Source organism: Winogradskyella sp. ABM4_392, assembly GCF_056160445.1.
This window is the reverse complement of the sequence record NZ_JBSWXE010000006.1, coordinates 147,706-168,772: the sequence shown is the minus strand read 5'-3', so window position 1 is coordinate 168,772 and position 21,067 is coordinate 147,706. Positions and strand designations below refer to the sequence as shown.

Sequence of the window (21,067 nt, the reverse complement as noted above, 5' to 3'; positions counted from 1 at the left end):
ATGAGAACTAATCTAAATACTAATTATCATAAAGGTCGTTTTCGTTGTGGAGAATGGGCAAAACATTTACGTCCTTTTTCAAAGCGAATTGGTAATAAAAGATTTAGAAAAAGTGCTTTAGAGGCTATCGAAGATGAATTGAGAAACGAATTTATTACATGGCCTAAAAAAAGAGGAATCAAAAAAAACATTAAGGTTAAAATAACTATTAAATCTAATGGAAACACTTATAGTCATATTGAAAAATATGATAGTTTAAGAGATTTGAAAAACTCAATAAATAGACCTTGTGTAATTAGATATAGACTACTCTAAGAAATAATTAAGGTTGAAAATTTTAATCATACAACAAAAAATGATTGGCGATGTTTTGGCTTCGAGCATATTGTTTGAAGCCATTAAACATCAATATCCTAATACAGAATTACATTACCTTATAAATACGCACACGTTTCCTGTTGTAGATCAAAACCCTTACATCGATAAGATTCAGTTTTTTACTCCAGAACACGAAAACAGTAAACTGAAACTTTTTAAACTTGCTAAACAACTTCGCAAAGAAAATTACGATGTTATCATAGATGTTTACTCTAAACTATCGAGTAACCTCATAACTTTATTTTCTAAGGCGAAAATTAAAATTTCTATAGATAAAGGCAGAAATAAGCTATTGTATACCAACTTATACAAACACAAGGCTAAAGCTGACACCAATGCAGGTTTAGCCATAGAAAACCGACTGCAACTATTGCGGCCTATAGATATAGACAGCAGTAAAATAGTAAGACCAAAAATATATCTTACTAAAGAGGAAGAATCTGCAGCTAAAGCGTTTTTAGAATCAAATAACATTGACACTAACAAACCACTCTACATGATTGGTGTTTTAGGAAGCGGATCTAACAAAACTTATCCGTTTGACTATATGGCTTCAGTAATTGATACAATTGTAACAACTCAACCCGAAAGCCAGATTTTATTCAATTATATACCAAAACAAGAGACTGATGCTAAAGCGATTTTAAATCTTTGTGCACCAAAAACTCAAAACAACGTTCATTTTAATGTTTTCGGTAAAAGTTTGAGAGATTTTTTAGCCATAACACAGCATTGCGATGCACTATTAGGAAATGAAGGAGGTGCTGTAAACATGGCGAAAGCTTTGAGTATCCCAACATTTACTATATTTTCTCCTTGGATCAAAAAAGAAGCTTGGAATATGTTTGATGATGGTGTAAAGCACGTTTCGGTTCATCTAAAAGATTACGACAACCAACCATATTTAGATTTAAAGCACCCAAAGGAACTAAAATCTAAAGCTTCTGAATTATATTTAAAATTTAAGCCTTCTCTTTTTGAAGAAGGCTTGGTTAAATTTTTAGAAAGATTATAGGCTTAATCTTTCTTAATACCGAATTTAGTCCACTTTAAATTATCTTTTTTCACCTTAGCTCTAATGGCCAAATTTCTATCTAAAGATTCTTGTGTTTTATAACCACGTGCATGATCTAGATGCAAACAAATAGCTTTGTATCGTATTTGTTTCGTTTTAATGCCGTTGTTTACCAAGCGCTCACCCAATTCCCTATCTGGCCCACCATATTGCATGCGCTCGTCGTAACCATTTATAGCTATTAAATCAGATTTCCAAGCAGAGGAATTACAGTTGTTAAATGTAGCACCTGTTGGAGTTACCACATCTAAGAAGTTAGCCAGACCATTTTTTGCAGAGAGCTTTAGTTTGTTTTTTCCACTCAACTCACCTTGCTCTTTAAGCCATTTAACCTCAAAACAACGCTTAGATTTAATATCATCTTCAGCAATAGTTTTGCTAATATCCATTGGTAGTTTACAGTAGCCGCCAGACAAAAAGTAGCCTTCTTCGGCATGTTTAGCATGAGTTTCTACAAAATCTTCACGTGGAATACAATCTCCATCTGTAAATAAAATATAATCGTGCTTAGCCATTACAATGGCTTCATTTAAAATTTTTTGGCGTCTATACCCTTTGTCTTCATGCCATGCGTGGGTAATTTCTACAGGATAATCTTTCTTAAATTTATCTATTAATGCTTTGGTTTCTTCTGTAGAACCATCATCTGCTATAATAACATCAAAGTCTTTGTAGGTTTGCACACTATAACCATACAGCACTTTCTCTAACCAATCGGTTTTATTGTAAGTAGCAATAATGACTGTAATTTTTGGTAACGCCATGAATTTTTTATCTCTTAATACCGAACTTGGTATATCTTGATTTATTTTTTTTTGTTTCTTTTCGAATTTTCAGATTTAAAGTCTCTGCTTCTTCGTTTTTATAAGGCCTTTCGTGATGCAAATGTACACAAATAGTACTATACCTCACTTGCTTGAATCTTACACCGTTATTCATCATACGCTCGCCTACTTCCCTGTCTTCACCTCCATATTGCATACGCTCATCAAAACCATTTACAGCTAAAATATCTTTTTTATGACAAGATACATTCATGCCATCAAAAGTAGCTTTTGTTGGAGTTAATGTGTTTAAGAGGTTTGCCTTCAATTTAGATTTCGTTAACTTATTTAGCTTAAAACTTTTAGCCTGACCTTGATTTAAAAGCCACTGTTTATCGAAACATTTTTGATCATCTATGATCTCTTTGGTAATACTTTGAGAAATCTCCTTGGACAATTTAAAATACCCTCCTGATAGCGCACAACTCGTTTGCTTCAACTTTAAATGTGTTGCTACAAAATCTGCTCTTGCAATACAATCACCATCTGTAAATATGAGATATTCTGAACTTGAAACCATAATAGCTTTATTAAGAATTTTGGTTTTCTGAAAGCCTTCATCCTCTTGCCATACGTGAGTAATACCTATGTTTGACTGCTTAGAAAACTCACCAATTACAGCCTTTGTTCTATCATCAGAACCATCGTCAGCTATGATTAATTCAAAATTAGATTCTGTTTGAATACCATAACTATGCAACACCAACGCTAACCATTTTGGCTGGTTGTAAGTGCTTATGATAACTGAAGCCTTTAGTGATGATTTCATTAGCACAAAAATACTATTTTTACAGCAGTGAAATCACAACTATGCTAAAACTATCTGGTGTTATTATTACCTTTAATGAAGAACGAAACATTGAGCGATGTTTACAATCTTTAGTGAATGTTGTTGACGAAATTGTTGTTGTTGATTCCTACTCTACCGATAATACCAAAGCTATTTGCCAAAAATATAATGTAACGTTTATTGAGCAAAAATTTTTAGGCTACATAGAGCAAAAGAACTTTGCGCTAAACCAAACTACATACAACCATGTTGTTTCTCTTGATGGTGATGAGGCACTTTCTGAAGTACTTCAAAACTCTATAATTGAGCTAAAAAATAACTGGAATTTTGATGGATATTACGCCAACCGTTATAATAATTTTTGCGGTCAATGGATAAAACATAGCGATTGGTATCCTAACAGAAAATTACGTGTTTTTGACAAAACAAAAGCTGAATGGAAAGGAATTAATCCGCATGATAATGTTCAGTTTTACGATAATAAGACCAAAAGCGGACACTTAAAGGGTGATATTCTGCATTGGACATACCAAACTTATTCTGAATTTAATAATAAAACCGAACATTTCTCTACAATTGCAGCCAGGGCTTATTATGATAAGGGTAAAACGGCTCCTTTATGGAAAATTATATGGAATCCGACTTGGGCATTTTTTAAATCTTATGTTTTAAGACTTGGGTTTTTAGATGGTTTTAACGGCTTTGTAATCTGTGTACAAACTGCAAACATTACTTTTTTGAAGTACTCTAAGTTGCGTGAAATTTATAAAAAGGACATTTAGTTTTTCTTTTTTCTCCAGAAATAATATTTCTTTTTAAAAGCTTCTTTTTTCTTAAAACCAGAAGAAAATTTCTTAGAAAAAAAGTACATTCTCTCTTTAACTTCTTTGTGTGGTTTATTTATAAGCTTGGCATATTCATCACTTATTATATCTAGCATATAATCTTTTGGAGATAAGCGTGCAAAATTTGCCAATCGCTCATCATAAGTTAGCGTTTTAAACTCCATTCTATTAAGATCTACTAAATAAAAATCGTAACCAGAATCTGTTTTCTTAATCAAAGTATTTCCTGGTGAATGATCTAAGAAGTGTATGCCCTTTTCGTGTAACTTGAAAGTAAATTGTGTAAACTGCCTAAGGATATTATCGTAATCATCACACTCAGGTTCGTCTATAAGTTTTCTTATGGTAAAATCATATTCTAATTGCTTGCTTATGTAATAGCTTTTTCCAAAAACAAACAAGGATTTGTACTCAATGTAAGCTTCTGGCTTTGGTGTTAAAATTCCGCTTTTTAATAAACGCTCTGCATATAAAAAAGAACGCTCTGCTTTACTTTTTCTAAAAAAACGGTAAACAATCTTATTCACCAAATTAGGCACCTTAAAACCTTTGATATTATAGCGTTCACCTTCAATATCAAGAATCTTAATAACGTTTCTGTAACCTGTACCTATAAGTTCTCCTTGATGTTCAAAATTACCAAGTGTAGACAAAACAGTGGACTTAGTAAGTTTAGAATCTTTATGAATTTTAATTGTTACAGACATATACAGCTATTAACTTAGTTTGCAAAAGTAGCTATTTAATTCTTTAAATTTGCCAGCAACTAATACCATACCATGTTTAAACATTATCTAATCACGCGTTTTAATCTTAAAAATAAAAAATGGGAAGTAACTAAAAATAACGAAACCCTATTGACTCGCGAGTGGATGACACACCGTATTGGTCTTTTTAGTAACTTTTGTTTACCATCTGTAGCAAGTCAAACCAACACAAATTTTCAGTGGCTACTATTTTTTGACACAAGTACAGATTCTGATTTTAAAACCGAATTAGAAATGTTGCTAAAGCCATACCCTCACTTTAGGCCATTCTATATTGATGGTATGGAAGCATTCCATTCTTCTATTAAAGATTATATTGAAAAGGATAGCAAAGGTAGTCAGTACATCATCACCTCTCGTATAGATAATGATGATTGCATACACAAAGATTATATTACCTCAATTCAATCTCAATTTAAGTCTCAGAACTTTATGGCAATAGATGTATTGAAAGGCTATTCGCTTCAAATTTCACCAGATATAATGTTGGGTAAAAAAGAGCATATTTTTAATCCTTTTATAAGTCTTATTGAAAAAAATGATGCTCCAAAAACAGTATGGTTTAGCGATCATAATATGTGGAAAAAAGAATCGAGACGTGTTGAAATTTCAGACAAACGCCTTTGGATGTCTATTATTCATGAAAAAAATAAGGTTAATGAGTTTGATGGTTATGACAATGTAGATTGGGACGATATAAAAACCCAGTTTATTGTATCAAAAACGATTGAAGAAAAGGTGAGTAACGAGATCATTCCGCACAAAAAATGGAGAACTCTAAGCTTAAAAAACAAGTTATATGTTAATTATGTTTTAGCAAGCAAAAAGTTTAAAAAAGCCTTGGGACTCTATAAAATAAAGTAACCTTAAAACCTTACTTTTGTTTTGCAAAAAACAATTTAAATGCGGTTAATACAATTTACGGCCTCTAATGGTTGGCGTGGTCACGAACAAAAAATCATCTATTTATACGAAGCTTTTAAAGCAGAAGGTTATGTAGAAGACCAATGGATTGTTTGCCCTACAGGCTCAGAAGTAGAGCGTATTGCTTCTGAAAAAGGTATGCAAGTTATTCCGTTTGAATATAAATCTGAATACAGCTTATCTTACGCTAGAGAATTTAAAAAATTAGCAGAAGAAAAACAAGCATCTGTGATTTTTATACACAGCAGTAAAGCACATACCATAGCTGTTTTAGCTCATTTTATTTTTAGAATGAAAGTTCCTTTGGTGCTTTGCAGAACACTCATAAAGCGTGTAGATACCAATTTCTTTAGAAAGTGGAAATACAATTACAAAGGCATTAAAAAGATTATTTGTGTCTCTCAACCTGTTGTAGAATCTTTAAAATTTGCTGTTAAGGATCATAGTCGTTTTGCTGTAGTTGGTAGTGTTACTGATATTAACAAATTCAAGAAGCAAGAAGCCACCGGAATATTACATGAGGAATTCAACATCCCAGAAGACTATAAAATTATTGGGAATATTGCAGAATTTACTGGTTTTAAAGATCATTATACTTGGATAGATACTGTTGAACTTTTGGTAAAAAAAAATGCTATTAAAGCCAAGTATATTCTTGTTGGTAAAGGAAGTATGGAAAAAGATATTAAAAACTATGTTGAAGGAAAAGGCTTAACAGAGCACATTATTTTTACTGGTTTTAGAAGAGATGTTCCCAATATATTACCTGAATTTGATTTGTTCTTATTTACCTCAAACAACGAACCTACAGGAGGTGTACTATTAGAATCTTATGCATGTAAAGTTCCTATTGTAGCTGCAGATGCTGGAGGTATTTCTGAAGTTATTGTAGATGGTGAAACTGGTCTTTTAGCCAAAGTAGGTAATCCTAAAGATTTTGCAGAAAAAGTAACTTTACTTATGCAAGACAAAGGTTTACAAGATAAATTTACTCAAAACGGATTTCAATATTTATTAGATAACTTTACCAAGAAAGTAATTGCCAAGAAAATGTACGACGAATTATCTAAGCATAAAACTCAATAATCCTTAAATCATGAAATCAACGAGAGCACTTTTCATAACCTTTGATTTAAGTGGTTATTACGACTGTATTTTTGAAGAACTAAAATCTCAGTATAACGAGGTAGATTATTATAATCTTGCCGATTACAAAAACAAGCCCTACAAAAATATAGGACAACGAATCCTATCTTTTTACCTAAAAAAAACGAAAAACTTAAAATTAAAAAACTACTACAAGTACAATCCAGTAATAGAAGAGATTAGAGATAAACATTATGATTTCACACTCATTATAAGACCCGACTTATTTTTTGACAAGCAACTAAAAGTTCTTAGAGCAAACAGCAAAAAACTAATCGCTTATTATCATGACTCAATAAATAACATTCCTAGAAAAAAAGATGTTATTCATTTTTTTGACACTGTATATTCCTATGAAAAAAAAGATGTTGAGGATTTCAACCTTAAGTTCATACCCAATTTTATCTACCTCAACAATTATACAGTTAACGAACCTAACAAGACGCTACTTTTCACTGTTGTATCTAAAGACTATAGATATAAAAGCCTAGTTAAACTAGCTGACTTCCTTAAAAAAAATCAATTAGAATACAAGTTCTTCATTCATTCAGACAAAGAACAGCCAGAGTCCAATCTTGTTCAATTTATAACAAAAAGAAAGACAAATCCTGAAGTTTTAAAGGAAATAAATGAGTCCTCAATTATAGTCGATATTCACAAATATGGTATTCAAGATGGTTTAACCTTTAGAGCTTTTGAAAGTCTTTATTTTAAAAGAAAACTTATCACTTCTAATACAGATATAAAAAATTATGAATTTTATAACCCTAAGAATATTTATATAATTGAAGATTTTGATGACATTAACATTCCGACAAGCTTTTTTTCTGAACCATACATAGATATTCCTAAAGAAATTTATAAAAAGTACCTCTACACCACTTGGGTAAAAACTATACTCGGAAGAGCATAAAAAATTAGCCTTATGTCGTATCTTTGCAAAACACTATTTTAGTGGGTAAAGTATGACACACAAACAGGCTCTAAAGCACAACATTTTTAAGACTATTTCACAATCTGCTGAAGAACTACAGTTAGACAGCTATGTCATAGGTGGTTTTGTACGAGACTATCTATTAGAACGTGGTGATGCTAAAGATATTGATGTTGTTGCTGTTGGTAGTGGAATAAAATTGGCTCAACAGGTTTCTAAAAACCTACCTACCAATCCAAAAGTTCAGGTTTTCAAAACTTATGGGACAGCGATGCTACGTTACGATGATATTGAAGTAGAATTTGTAGGTGCTCGCAAAGAAAGTTACAATGAAGACAGCCGTAATCCTATTGTAGAAAATGGCACATTACAAGATGACCAAAACCGTCGTGATTTTACAATAAATGCACTTGCTCTTAGTCTTAATACATCTAACTTTGGCGAATTATTAGATCCTTTCAATGGTATAGAAGATCTAGACAAAGGCATTATAAGAACACCTCTAGACCCAGACATAACCTATAGTGACGATCCGCTACGTATGATGCGTGCTATTAGATTTGCAACGCAGTTAAACTTCAAAATTGAAGAACAGTCTCTTAAAGCTATTGCTGACAACAAGGACCGAATAAAAATTATAACCAAAGAGCGCATCGTTACAGAGTTAAACAAAATTCTTGAAAGTGATAAACCTTCAATTGGTTTTAAACTACTCGAAAAAACGGGTCTTCTAGATTATATTTTACCAGAACTTACCGCTTTAAAAGGTATTGACGAGAAAGAAGGACAACGACACAAAGATAATTTTTATCACACCTTAGAAGTTGTAGATAATATTTGTGAAACTACAGACAATCTTTGGTTGCGTTGGGCTGCATTGCTTCATGATATTGGTAAAGCTCCAACCAAAAAATTTAGTAAAAAAGTAGGCTGGACCTTTCATGGTCATGAGTTTGTTGGCTCTAAAATGGTTTACAAACTTTTTAAAAGGTTAAAAATGCCATTAAATGACAAAATGAAATTTGTTCAAAAAATGGTATTAATGAGCTCTCGTCCTATTGTTTTAGCTAGTGAAGTTACCGATTCCGCTGTTCGTCGTTTGGTGTTTGATGCTGGTGATAATGTAGATGATTTAATGACACTTTGCGAAGCCGACATAACGACTAAGAATCCTAAAAAGTTTAAGAAGTATCACAACAATTTTAAACTTGTAAGAGATAAAATTGTTGAAGTAGAAGAACGTGATCGTGTTCGTAATTTTCAACCACCTGTATCTGGTGAAGAGATTATGAAAACATTTAATCTTAAGCCATCAAAGGAAATCGGTATTATAAAAGAAGCTATTAAAGAGGCGATTCTTGAAGGAGATATCCCAAATGAATATGACGCTGCACATCAATTTATGATAGAAAAAGGAAAAGCCCTGGGCTTAAATGTGGTTAATGTATGATATCGATTCTAAGAACAGACGCCAATCATATCAATTTTAAGGTACTTGTAAAAAAGTTAGATGCTTACCTTAAAATCACAGATGGTGATGAACATAACTTTTACAACCAATTTAACGGCATAGAACATTTAAAGCATGTAGTTATTGCCTATGATAACAATAAAGCCATAGCATGTGGTGCATTTAAAACCTTTGACACCAGCAAGGTCGAAATAAAACGAATGTTTACGCTTCCTGAAGCTAGAAAAAAAGGAATCGCAACAAAAATTTTAAATGAACTCGAAGATTGGGCTAACGAAATAGGTTACAGTACAACTATTTTAGAAACAGGAATTAGACAAACCGAGGCTGTCGCCTTCTACAAAAGGAATGATTATAAAATTACACCCAACTATGGGCAATACAAAGGTGTTGAAAATAGTATTTGCTTTGAAAAAAAATTGAAAAACTGAAAAAGAATAAAGAAAATGAAAAAGGATAACAAAGCTATAATTTACTGGCTACTCACAGGTTGTTTCTTAATTTTTATTATGGTAATTGTCGGTGGTATTACCAGACTTACACATTCTGGATTATCCATATCTAATTACAAGTTAATCTCTGGTACCATTCCTCCAATGAATGATATTGAATGGAATGAAGCGTTTGATTTGTACAAGCAATATCCAGAATATAAAAAACTTAACTACGGCATGTCCTTAGAAGAATTTAAGGATATCTATTTTTGGGAATGGATTCACCGTGTCATAGGTCGTTTTATAGGATTGGTATTCATCATTCCTTTTCTTTATTTTTTAATCCGAAAGCAACTTTCAAAATCCACCATTAAAAAATCCGTCATATTGCTCCTTATGGGAGGGTTTCAAGGTTTTCTTGGTTGGTATATGGTAAAAAGTGGATTGGTAGATAGACCAGACGTAAGTCACTACAGGTTGGCAGCACATCTCACAACTGCATTTTTAACCTTTGCTTACACATTTTGGGTGGCATTAGATTTAATGTTTCCTAATAAAAAAGCTATTGATACTAAACTTAGAAATTTTATAAGAATAGGATTAGTGGTATTAGTCATTCAGATAATTTATGGCGCATTTGTAGCAGGATTAGATGCAGGTTGGATTCATAATCACTGGCCATTTATGAGTGAAGGAAAATTTATGCACGAGACCGTATATACCGAGCAAAACCCAACGTATCTTAATTTTCTTGAAGGCAAAAGCGGTGTTCAGTTTATACACAGAACATTAGCCTACGTAGTGGTTATATTTATTTTAACAATTTGGTATAAAGCTACACGAAACGATATATCAAAATGGCAAAGAAAAGGTGTTAACAGCCTCTTAATTGTAGTAGGAATTCAGTTTTTACTTGGTGTACTTACACTTTTATTAGCAGTACCTGTTTGGCTAGGTGTTTTACATCAGGTAGTTGCTTTTATTTTATTGAGTTGTATGGTGTTTACACTTCATCGTTTTAGTAAATAGTTTAAATTTGCAAAATGATTTACAGATTTAGAGTCATATTAGACAACGATACAGAAGACGATGTGTTTCGTGATTTAGAAATCCGCGAAACAGATACTATGGAAGATTTACATAACATTATAACCCAATCTTTTGGCTTTGATGGTATGGAAATGGCTTCATTTTACGTAAGTGATGATGAGTGGAATCAAGGCGAAGAAATTGCCATGTTCGACATGAGTGAAGCAGGTAACGAAGTTAAAATGATGAGCACAACAATCATTAAAGATATTGTACACGAAGCGTCACCAAAACTTATATATGTTTACGACTTTTTAAGCATGTGGACATTTTACGTAGAACTTGCAGAAATTGTTGAAGAAGCTCAAGGTACAGATTACCCTAACTTAATGTTTGTACATGGTCAAATACCAGATGAGGCACCAGACAAAATGTTTGAAGCTGATGAAGATGATGATTATAATGAATTTGAAGACGACTTAGACATCGATGACTATGAAAGTCTTGATTTTGATGAAAACTGGAACTAAAAAACAGTATTAAACTTATAAACAAAGCACTATTTTATGGTGCTTTTTTGTTTTTGTGTAACAAAAAAATCAGTTGTTCGTCTTACTTACATAACCAATCAATATTGTTTTATACAATATTTAAACCCAATCAATTTTGGAACAACCAATCCTTACAATCAACAATCTTACTAAAAGATTTGGAGCTCTTACGGCTGTAAAAAATTTAAGCTTTACAATAAACAAAGGCAACGTATATGGCATTTTAGGACCTAACGGAAGTGGTAAATCTACTACTTTAGGCATTGTTCTTAATGTTGTTAATAAAACTAGTGGAGATTTTAAATGGTTTAACGGAAATACATCTACACATGATGCTTTAAAGCAAGTAGGCGCTATTATAGAACGACCTAACTTTTATCCATACATGACTGCAGAACAAAACCTAAAGTTAGTATGTAAAATAAAAGGTGTACCCCTTAATAAAATTGACGAAAAATTAGAAATTGTTGGTCTTTTAGATAGAAAATACCACAAATTTAAAACATACTCCTTAGGTATGAAGCAACGCCTGGCAATAGCTTCTGCATTACTTAATGATCCTGAAATTTTAATTTTAGATGAGCCAACAAATGGTTTAGACCCACAAGGTATTCATCAAATCCGTCAAATTATAAAAGACATTGCTGCTGGTGGGACAACTATTTTGCTAGCCTCTCACTTATTAGATGAAGTTGAAAAAGTATGCTCTCATGTAGTTGTACTAAGAAAAGGCGAAAAATTATACTCTGGTCGTGTAGACGAAATGATTAGTAGTCATGGCTTTTTTGAACTAAAAGCAGATCAACAAGATCAGCTTGTTACATTACTAAAGTCGCACTCTAATTTTAGTAAACTTAAAATAGAAGATGATTTAATTACAGCCTTTTTAGACGAACCTATGTCTGCTTCAGACTTTAATAAACTCATGTTCGAAAAAGGTATCACTTTATCTCATCTTGTAAAACGTAAAGAAAGTTTAGAAGAGCAATTCTTAAAACTTACAGATAATTTAAACTAACATTTCTAAATACTATAATTAGAAATAAACCAAATAACCAATCAAAACATCATGTTACGACTTCTAAATATTGAACTTTTTAAACTTTGGAATAACAAATCGAGTAGAGTACTGATTATACTTTCTTTTGTGCTTCCATTTACCATTGCATTTATTACTTCCATAAAAATAGATCTAGGTTTTATAAGATTAGATCCTAGTGAATATGGTATTTTCAACTTCCCTTTTATCTGGCATTGGAATACTTATTTTGCATCTATCTTTAAAATGTTCTTTGCGTTAGTTGCTATTTCAATGATTTCAAATGAATATAATTACAGGACGCTAAAACAAAATCTCATTGATGGCCTCAGTAAAAAGGAAATGATACTTTCTAAATTTTATGTCATTTTAGCATACGCTCTTGTTTCTACAGTAGGTGTTTTTATAATGTCAATCATTATTGGATCAATCTACAGTACGTATACAGAAGCCTCTATAGTATTCACAGACTTAGAATACCTTTTAGCATATTTTTTAAAACTAGTTGGTTTTTTCTCTTTCTGTTTATTTATAACTCTATTGGTAAAACGATCTGTATTCTCTATTGGAATTATAATTATTTTAAGTGCTATCGAATGGATTTCTTATGCTTACATGAGATGGGAGGTCTACGAAAACCAAGCTCAAGAAATTGGTTATAATTTTGCTGAAAGCATTAGCCAATTTTTCCCACTAATGTCGCTTTACAACCTTATTGAGCAACCAATGGTAAGGTATGCCACCAGAATTAACCCAGAAGATATTGGGTTAATACATGATTACACAGTACAATGGCAAGAAATTTTGATTGTAATAGTTTGGACAGCATTATTTATATTTTTGTCTTATAGATTATTAAAAAAGAGAGATTTGTAATAACTTTGAGGTAATTGCTATGTAATTTTAATACTAACTCTAGGAGTTTTTAAGTTCTAGTTGTTATATAGTATTAAAGTGTGTAGCATACGTCAAAGCAATTATGAAAAAGAAAATCGCCTTATTATTCACATTATTTTTTGGAGTTATTGCGTTTGCTCAAGAAGAAACTACAAACTGGGCGTTTGGCAGTAATGCTGGTCTTAATTTTGATTTAACAACAGGAGACGTAACACCTATTACAACTGCCATAAGTACTAACGAAGGCTGCTCATCAATTTCAGATGAAAACGGTAATTTACGCTTCTACACAGACGGTAGAACTGTATGGAACCGAAATAATCAAATAATGCCAAACGCCAATTATTTAGGTGGTAATGGTTTGTTAGGTGATCCTTCTAGCACATCTTCAGGGGTAATTATTCCTCATCCTACAAACAGTGATTTGTACTACATCTTTACCGTAGATGAACCTCATCATAATAATGCTTGGGCTGATCCTAACCAAGGGCCAGCAGATCAAAACGGAAATCCTTTAAATGAATATCAAGAAAACCCTCCTTCTTCAGCACCCCAAACCGTGCCTCAAGCTGACGACGGCTTTAATAATGGTTTTAACTACTCATTAGTAGATATGACTCTCAACGGAGGTTTAGGTGATATAGTACCTACAGAAAAAAATGTACACCTTATAACTTATGACACTTCTGATCCAGACCAAGTTTTATATAAATGCGCCGAAAAGATTACTGCTGTACAAGGTGCGGATTGCGAAACTATGTGGGTAATCACTCAATTTGTTGACACTTTTTATGCTTTTAAAATAGATGCTAACGGATTTAATAATTTAACACCAGTAACCTCAGTAGTACCACCAAATATAACTACACAAGGTTACAGACGTAATGGTATTGGTTATATAAAATCTTCACCAGATGGTACAAAAATAGCAGTTTGCCATGCGCAAAACATTAACCAACCAAGCAGTACTACCAGTTCTCAAAATACTGGAAGTTTTTGGCTTTATGATTTTGATAATGAAACAGGAACTGTAAGTAACCCTATAAGTTTAGTATCAAACAATTCATGTTACGCCACAGAATTTTCAGCTGACTCTAAAAAGGTTTATGTAACAAGTACGAATGTTGTTAGGCAGTTTGACCTTGACAACAATAATGTAGAAACCATTGTACATCAACAACAAGGTGGATTTATCGCTTCAATGCAGTTAGCGCCCAACAATAAAATCTATGTATGTAACACTTTAAACATAAACACTTTAGATGTTATTGAAAACCCAAGTGAAGCTGGATTAGCCTGTACTTATAACGTTTCTGGGCAAGCCTTAGCTGTTGGAACCTCTGCAAGGTTAGGCTTACCACCTTTTATTACATCTTTTCTAGGTTTTGAAATAGATATCATCAGAAATGGTATAAGCACCTCAGAATTACGATTATGTACTGGAGATAGTTATACATTACAGGCAGACGATATTCCTGGTGCCGATTATGTTTGGTCTTTTGATGGTAGTCCTATTGCAGGAAATAACCAAGCACAGCTATTTATTGATACTCCGGGTTTTTATGAAGTTTATATAGAACCCAATAATGGTGATTGTCCAATTGAGGGTAGCGCAGTTGTTGGTGTTTTTGATATTCCTATAGCAAATCCTGTTTCAGATGTTAATGTATGTGATGATTTTGGAAACGATGGTATTGTTGACGGTTTAGATTTTACTAATAAAAATAGTGAAGCACTTTTAGATCAATCCACTACACAATATAATGTGCGTTATTTCGAATCTATGGATGATGCTAATAATCTTGAAAATGAAATAGCTTTTCCTTATAGTAATGCTAACAATCCTGACAATACAATTTATGTTAGAGTTGATAATATAGATAACACTAATTGTTTTGATATAACTACCTTTCAAATTGTGGTTTTTAACACACCACAAATCGTTCAATTAAATAATATAGAGTTCTGTGATAATGAAGGCGACCCAACCGATGGTATTGCCACAATAGATCTAGAGGATTTAATCCCATCAATTAGAGGTGAACAACCAGAAACTGACACAAGTATAACCTTTCATCCTAGCCAACAAGATGCAGACGATAACACATCTCCTCTATCTTTGTCTTACACAAATACCAATCCAGTCAATGAAACTATTTATGTTAGAATAGAAAACACAAATAATACAGACTGTTACAGTACAGGAAGTTTTCAGCTTACAATTAACGACGCACCAGTGGCAAATAACATTTCTATTATACAGTGCGATGAAGATGGCATACCAGAAGGATTTACGACTTTTAATATTGGGGTATTCAGTGCTGATATAATGAATAATGAGAATGATAGAACAATAGCGTACTACCTTTCTTTAGAAGATGCAGAAAATGAGACCGATGCCATTAATCCTGATGCCTTTGACAATTTCTTTAATCCGCAAATTATTTATGCAAGGGTAACCAATACCTCAACTGGATGTGTAAGTTTTAGTGAGGTGTCTTTAGAAGTGAGTACTACATCATCCAATAATGCTAGTCTAGCTATTTGTGATGCTGATGGTACTGAAGACGGTTTTGCAACGTTTAACCTTAACGACACTAATGCCATTGTATTAGCTGGTGCTCCTGCAGGTTTAGACCTTCAATATTATGAAACTTATGAAGATGCTCTAGTTGAAGCCAATCCGCTTACAGCCAGTTTCACGAATACTATTCCTTATAATCAAACGATTTATGCTCGTGTTGAAAACTCAAATGCTTGTTATGGTATCAGTGAAATAGAGCTTACTGTTTACCAGCTTCCTGATATTGAAACCGAATTTGAAACCTTATACTGTCTCAATAGTTTTCCTGATACTATCGTACTAGATGCTGGTATCATTAATGATTCACCTAGTAACTATATTTTTGATTGGTCTACTGGTGAAAATACAGCAACTATTGAAGTTGGTGCAGCAGGCACATACAATGTTAGAGTTAGTAATGTGAATGGATGTTTTAAAGATAGAACTATTACTGTTTTACCATCTAATATTGCAACTATAGATGCTATTGAAGTTGTTGATGCGTCTAACAACAATACGATTACAGTTTTGGTATCTGGCGAGGGTGATTATGAATATGCTTTGGATGATATTGATGGGCCTTATCAAGATTCTAATGTTTTTGAGGACGTATTACCTGGACTTTACACCGTATTTGTAAGAGACAAAAACGATTGCGGTATTTCTGAAGAATTAGTCTCAGTTATAGGTTTTCCTAAATTCTTTACACCTAATGGTGATGGAGTCAATGAATTTTGGCAGGTTAAAGGGATTAATAATCGTTTTCAGGCTAATTCTTTAATTCTTATTTTTGACCGCTACGGTAAACTTTTAACTAAACTTGAACCATTAGGTCCTGGTTGGGATGGTACATACAATGGTGCGCCTATGCCTTCGAGCGACTATTGGTTTAAAGTTCAACTAGAAGATGGCAGAACTTTTACCAGCCACTTCTCTTTAAAACGATAATATTGAAACCAAATCTATTCTATAATAAAAATCTATTAGCTATAGCTATCTTTTGCTTTAGTCTTTTTTGCCATAGTCAACAACCTAATGACTGTGTTAATAATATTATTGTTTGTGGCAATTCTAGTTTCTCTTTTGATGTTAATGGACAAGGTACTGAGGAAGTACAAGGATTAAGCGATTGCGGAAGTGGTGAGAATAATAGTATCTGGTTTCAAATAAATATTGCTAATTCAGGAACTTTAGCATTTACATTAACTCCAGGAAGTACTGCCATTTCGGAAGATTATGATTTTTTCCTTTTTGGTCCAAATGCCACTTGTGGCAATCTAGGTCAAACCATTAGATGTTCAACCACAAACCCAGCAGCAGCTAACCAAGGTAACAACCTTACAGGAATGAGTCCCAACGATCCAGATCCAAATGAAGGACCAGGAGCCGATGGAGATAGCTTTGTTAGCGATTTGGATGTATTAGCCGGAGAAACTTATTTTTTAGTAATAGATAGACCTGTTGGCAATAGTCCTTTCTCATTAGAATGGACAGGAACAGCTACATTTCCTGACAGTCCATCTAATCCGGTTTTGGCAAATCCAAACATAACGAGTCTGCCTTCTTTAGAGCTTTGTGATGGTTTGGCTCCTTTTGATGATGCCATCACCGAGATTGATTTTTCTAGTTTAACACAAGATATTATTAATGGTGCCAATGATGTTGCCGTAACTTATCATAACACAGAGAGTGATGCCAATATTAATCTTAATCCTTTAGGTGACCAATTTATTTCATTAGGAGGAAATCAAACCATATATATTAGAATAGAAAATACAATTACTGGTTGTTTTATCATTAACGATATAGATGTTAATGTCACTACGTTTTCAAACTTCAATACACCAACAAACTATGAGTTATGTGATGATGATACAGATGGTGATGATCAAAATGGACAAACCACATTTGATTTTGATGTAAAAACACAGGAAATTGAAAACGGTATTTTAGGTGCGAACTTCAATGTAAGCTACCATTTATCTGAAACTGATGCTGTAGCTAATGCTTCAGCTTTACCTACCATATATACAAACACTTCAGCAACACCAACCGAAATTTTTGTAAGAATTGAAGATATAAATAATGGTTGTGTAGGGTTTACTTCATTTAATATAGTAGTAGCTGCTAAGCCTATTGCCAATGATGTATCGCTAATTCAGTGTGATGAAGATGGCATACCTGAAGGTTTTACTACCTTTAATCTTAATGAAATATCTAGTGACATTACAAATGGAGATCCCAATGCTGATGTTACTTATTATTTATCTCAAGTGGATGCAGAAAATGAGACCGAAGCCATTAATCCTGATGCTTTTGATAACTTCTTTAACCCACAAATTGTTTATGCAAGGGTAACCAACACCTCTACTGGTTGTGTAAGTTTTAGTGAGGTCTCTTTAGAAGTGAGTACTACATCATCCAATGATGCTAGTCTCGCTATTTGTGATGCTGATGGCACTGAGGACGGTTTTGCAACGTTTAACCTTAACGACACTAATGCTATTGTGCTGGCTGGTGCTCCTGCAGGTTTAGACCTTCAATATTATGAAACTTATGAAGATGCTCTAGTTGAAGCTAATCCGCTTACAGCCAGTTTCATAAATACCATTCCTTATAATCAAACGATTTATGCTCGTGTTGAAAATGCAAATGCTTGTTATGGTATCAGTGAAATAGAGCTTACTGTTTACCAGCTTCCTGATATTGAAACTGAATTTGAAACCTTATACTGTCTCAATAGTTTTCCTGATACTATAGTGTTGGATGCTGATATTATTAACGATTCACCTAGTAACTATATTTTTGATTGGTCTACTGGTGAAAATACAGCAACTATTGAAGTTGATGCAGCAGGCACATACAATGTTAGAGTTAGTAATGTGAATGGATGTTTTAAAGATAGAACTATTACTGTTTTACCATCTAATATTGCAACTATAGATGCTGTTGAAGTTGTTGATGCTTCTAACAACAATACGATTACAGTTTTGGTATCTGGCGAGGGTGATTATGAATATGCTTTGGATGATATTGATGGACCTTATCAAGATTCTAATGTTTTTGAGGACGTATTACCTGGACTTTACACCGTATTTGTAAGAGACAAAAACGATTGCGGTATTTCTGAAGAATTAGTCTCAGTTATTGGTTTTCCTAAATTCTTTACACCTAATGGTGATGGTGTTAATGAATTTTGGCAGGTTAAAGGGATTAGTCGTCAATTTCAGGCAAATACAAGTATTTTAATTTTTGATCGTTATGGCAAATTGCTGGCAGAACTCAACCCTCTTGGTGGTGGTTGGGACGGTACATATAATGGTGCACCTATGCCATCAAGCGACTATTGGTTTAAAGTAAAGCTAGAAGATGGCAGAACTTTTACCAGTCACTTTAGTTTGGTGCGATAAATATTAATCGTAATTTAGATGAACCAACCTAAGCCAATTGAAACAAGCTCACTACATATTCACTTTGCTTTTTTTAGGCTTGGCATATCAATTGTCTGCACAAGATATTTCTCTGTTTGAACAGTTTAATGGCAGGTATGATTATACTGCTATCGGAAACACCTTAAACCAAGAAGAAAACAATATTGACCAAAGCTTTTGCTCACTTTTAGAATCGTCTGATGCAACCCTTTCTTTAGATCCAGAAAACGAAATTATAAAAGCTTATTTGTATTGGGCAGGTTCAGGATCTGGTGATACTGAAGTTACCCTAAACGGTATATCTGTTTCTAGCCAAGAAACCTATAGCGTTTTGTTTAATGATATCTTTAACGGACCTCTTGAATATTTTTCATGCTACTCAGATATTACCGACTTAGTACTTAGTCAAGGAAATGGAAACTATGAATTTTCAGACCTAGATATTAGTGCTGACTTAATGTCTAATCCTGGATATTGTAATAACAGAACTAATTTTGGTGGTTGGAGTATTTACGTTATTTACCAAAACGACAATCTACCTTTAAACCAAGTTAACTTATATCAAGGGCTTGAAATCATTAACCGAAATGTGCAGGAAAAAGAAATCATTCTTAATAATATTGACGTTATCGATAACCAAGGCGCTAAAATTGGTTTTCTTGCGTGGGAAGGAGATAATAGTCTTAATTATGGAGAATCGTTATCGGTCAATGATAATATTATTTCAAATCCACCATTAAATCTCGCAGACAATGCTTTTAACGGTACAAATACATTTACCAATTCAACCACATTTTATAATGCAGATTTAGACGTTTACGATTTAGAAAATAATATAAGTATTGGCGACACCTCCGTATCAATAAAATTGACTACTGGTGGCATTAATGAAAACGGAGGTTTTAGTGCAGACCTCATAATTCTAAATAATATTATTACAGTACTCAACAGTCAATTGCCAGATGCTACAGTAGATATTAATGATTATATAGTGAATTGTGGTGATAACAGCATCGAATTATTCTACACAGTTAATAACTTTAATAGTACTGATATTTTACCAGCAAATACACCAATTGCGTTTTATTTAGATGACCTTCTCATTGGTCAAAGCCAAACCATGAGCCCTTTAAATATTGGTGAGTCAGAGTCTAGTACAATCATTTTAACAGTTCCTGAAGATTCTAATCCAAATTTAACCATAGTTGCTAGTGTTGATGACGATGGTACCATGTCTGGCACTGTAACCGAAACCAACGAAGATAATAATACAAACTTTGCTGATATTGAATTATTAGTAATACCAGACATTATTACTTTACCAGGTTTAATTGGTTGTAACGAAGGTTTTGAAATTTCAACTTATAACCTGTATGATGCCTTAATTAATCTGGAATTTGAAGAAGAATTTATTTCCTTTTATCATTCGCTTGAAGATTTAGAAACAACATCAAATTCCATTTTAATACCATCTAACTATAATAACATTTCAAATCCTGAAACTGTTTATGTACGGTTAGAGAGTCCGCCTTGCTATGAGATTTATCAATTTCAGCTTTCCATAGAAAATTGTCCTCCTTATGTACCAAATGGGTTTTCACCAAATGAGGACACATTTAACGACTGGTTTAACATACAAGGGCTTTACGATATCTTTACAGAGCATGAGCTACACATTTACAACCGTTATGGTGATATAATTTTTGAAGGCAATAACGAAAAACCATGGAATGGAAAAATAAACCGAGGTTTAAATAATCATGGCAAAACTGTTCCTGTTGGCACATACTATTATATTTTAAACCTTAATAATCCTAACTATCGACCAATGGTAGGTTGGGTGTACGTAAATTACTAGAATTGTTAAGATTTTTGTCCGTTTATCTTTTTCATTTGCAGATAAGATAATCATCAATTAATTTTAAATGTTGTGTATTGATTTTCAATTTCCCTCCTAATTATCATACAC

At 33.0% G+C, this 21,067-nt stretch carries 18 protein-coding genes; 15 read left to right on the top strand and 3 right to left on the bottom strand.

What is annotated here, in order from left to right; genetic code table 11:
• Positions 1-315, top strand: coding sequence for a hypothetical protein (locus tag ACXAFS_RS13210; RefSeq protein ID WP_475307517.1), 315 nt, complete (start codon positions 1-3; stop codon positions 313-315).
• Between the two features lie 40 nt (positions 316-355).
• On the top strand, positions 356-1,393 hold the full coding sequence (locus tag ACXAFS_RS13205) for a glycosyltransferase family 9 protein (RefSeq protein WP_475307515.1): 1,038 nt from the start codon (positions 356-358) through the stop codon (positions 1,391-1,393).
• A gap of 2 nt (positions 1,394-1,395) precedes the next feature.
• Here the strand turns inward: ACXAFS_RS13205 and ACXAFS_RS13200 are convergent, their stop codons facing one another.
• Both ACXAFS_RS13200 and ACXAFS_RS13195 read right to left on the bottom strand, forming a co-directional pair.
• Positions 1,396-2,217 carry a glycosyltransferase family 2 protein gene (locus tag ACXAFS_RS13200; RefSeq protein WP_475307514.1) on the bottom strand — a complete coding sequence of 274 codons (822 nt, stop codon included), beginning with the start codon at positions 2,215-2,217 and terminating at the stop codon, positions 1,396-1,398.
• Between the two features lie 7 nt (positions 2,218-2,224).
• Positions 2,225-3,046, bottom strand: coding sequence for a glycosyltransferase family 2 protein (locus ACXAFS_RS13195; protein ID WP_475307512.1), 822 nt, complete (start codon positions 3,044-3,046; stop codon positions 2,225-2,227).
• On the opposite strand from ACXAFS_RS13195, the gene ACXAFS_RS13190 reads away from it, so the two are divergent.
• Positions 3,037-3,849 carry a glycosyltransferase family 2 protein gene (locus ACXAFS_RS13190; RefSeq protein WP_475307510.1) on the top strand — a complete coding sequence of 271 codons (813 nt, stop codon included), beginning with the start codon at positions 3,037-3,039 and terminating at the stop codon, positions 3,847-3,849. The genes ACXAFS_RS13195 and ACXAFS_RS13190 overlap by 10 nt on opposite strands.
• Here the strand turns inward: ACXAFS_RS13190 and ACXAFS_RS13185 are convergent.
• Positions 3,846-4,619, bottom strand: a complete 774-nt coding sequence (locus ACXAFS_RS13185; protein WP_475307509.1) for a Kdo domain containing protein — start codon at positions 4,617-4,619, stop codon at positions 3,846-3,848. The genes ACXAFS_RS13190 and ACXAFS_RS13185 overlap by 4 nt on opposite strands.
• A gap of 72 nt (positions 4,620-4,691) precedes the next feature.
• On the opposite strand from ACXAFS_RS13185, the gene ACXAFS_RS13180 reads away from it, so the two are divergent.
• From ACXAFS_RS13180 to ACXAFS_RS13125, 12 genes are all read left to right on the top strand, one after another.
• Positions 4,692-5,543 (top strand): glycosyltransferase, encoded by an 852-nt coding sequence (locus ACXAFS_RS13180; RefSeq protein WP_475307508.1) that lies wholly within the window; start codon positions 4,692-4,694, stop codon positions 5,541-5,543.
• Positions 5,544-5,582: 39 nt separating this feature from the next.
• Entirely contained in the window at positions 5,583-6,689 is a 1,107-nt protein-coding gene (locus ACXAFS_RS13175) for a glycosyltransferase family 4 protein (protein ID WP_475307507.1), read from the top strand.
• 10 nt (positions 6,690-6,699) lie between these two features.
• Complete coding sequence (locus ACXAFS_RS13170; RefSeq protein ID WP_475307505.1) at positions 6,700-7,662, top strand: WaaS/CpsH family glycosyltransferase; 963 nt, start codon at positions 6,700-6,702, stop codon at positions 7,660-7,662.
• 52 nt (positions 7,663-7,714) lie between these two features.
• On the top strand, positions 7,715-9,133 hold the full coding sequence (locus tag ACXAFS_RS13165) for a CCA tRNA nucleotidyltransferase (protein ID WP_475307504.1): 1,419 nt from the start codon (positions 7,715-7,717) through the stop codon (positions 9,131-9,133).
• Positions 9,130-9,585 (top strand): GNAT family N-acetyltransferase, encoded by a 456-nt coding sequence (locus ACXAFS_RS13160; RefSeq protein ID WP_475307503.1) that lies wholly within the window; start codon positions 9,130-9,132, stop codon positions 9,583-9,585. The genes ACXAFS_RS13165 and ACXAFS_RS13160 overlap by 4 nt, the downstream gene beginning before the upstream one ends.
• Before the next feature lie 15 nt (positions 9,586-9,600).
• On the top strand, positions 9,601-10,617 hold the full coding sequence (locus ACXAFS_RS13155) for a COX15/CtaA family protein (RefSeq protein WP_475307501.1): 1,017 nt from the start codon (positions 9,601-9,603) through the stop codon (positions 10,615-10,617).
• A 14-nt stretch (positions 10,618-10,631) separates the two neighbouring features.
• Complete coding sequence (locus ACXAFS_RS13150; protein ID WP_475307500.1) at positions 10,632-11,147, top strand: IS1096 element passenger TnpR family protein; 516 nt, start codon at positions 10,632-10,634, stop codon at positions 11,145-11,147.
• Positions 11,148-11,283: 136 nt separating this feature from the next.
• On the top strand, positions 11,284-12,186 hold the full coding sequence (locus ACXAFS_RS13145) for an ABC transporter ATP-binding protein (RefSeq protein WP_475307499.1): 903 nt from the start codon (positions 11,284-11,286) through the stop codon (positions 12,184-12,186).
• A 51-nt stretch (positions 12,187-12,237) separates the two neighbouring features.
• Positions 12,238-13,083, top strand: coding sequence for an ABC transporter permease (locus tag ACXAFS_RS13140; RefSeq protein ID WP_475307497.1), 846 nt, complete (start codon positions 12,238-12,240; stop codon positions 13,081-13,083).
• Between the two features lie 103 nt (positions 13,084-13,186).
• Positions 13,187-16,615, top strand: a complete 3,429-nt coding sequence (locus tag ACXAFS_RS13135) for a T9SS type B sorting domain-containing protein (RefSeq protein WP_475307496.1) — start codon at positions 13,187-13,189, stop codon at positions 16,613-16,615.
• Between the two features lie 2 nt (positions 16,616-16,617).
• A complete protein-coding gene (locus ACXAFS_RS13130) occupies positions 16,618-19,077 on the top strand; it encodes a T9SS type B sorting domain-containing protein (protein ID WP_475307495.1) in 2,460 nt (819 codons plus the stop codon).
• 37 nt (positions 19,078-19,114) lie between these two features.
• A complete protein-coding gene (locus tag ACXAFS_RS13125) occupies positions 19,115-20,956 on the top strand; it encodes a gliding motility-associated C-terminal domain-containing protein (protein WP_475307493.1) in 1,842 nt (613 codons plus the stop codon).
• Positions 20,957-21,067: the final 111 nt, after the last annotated feature.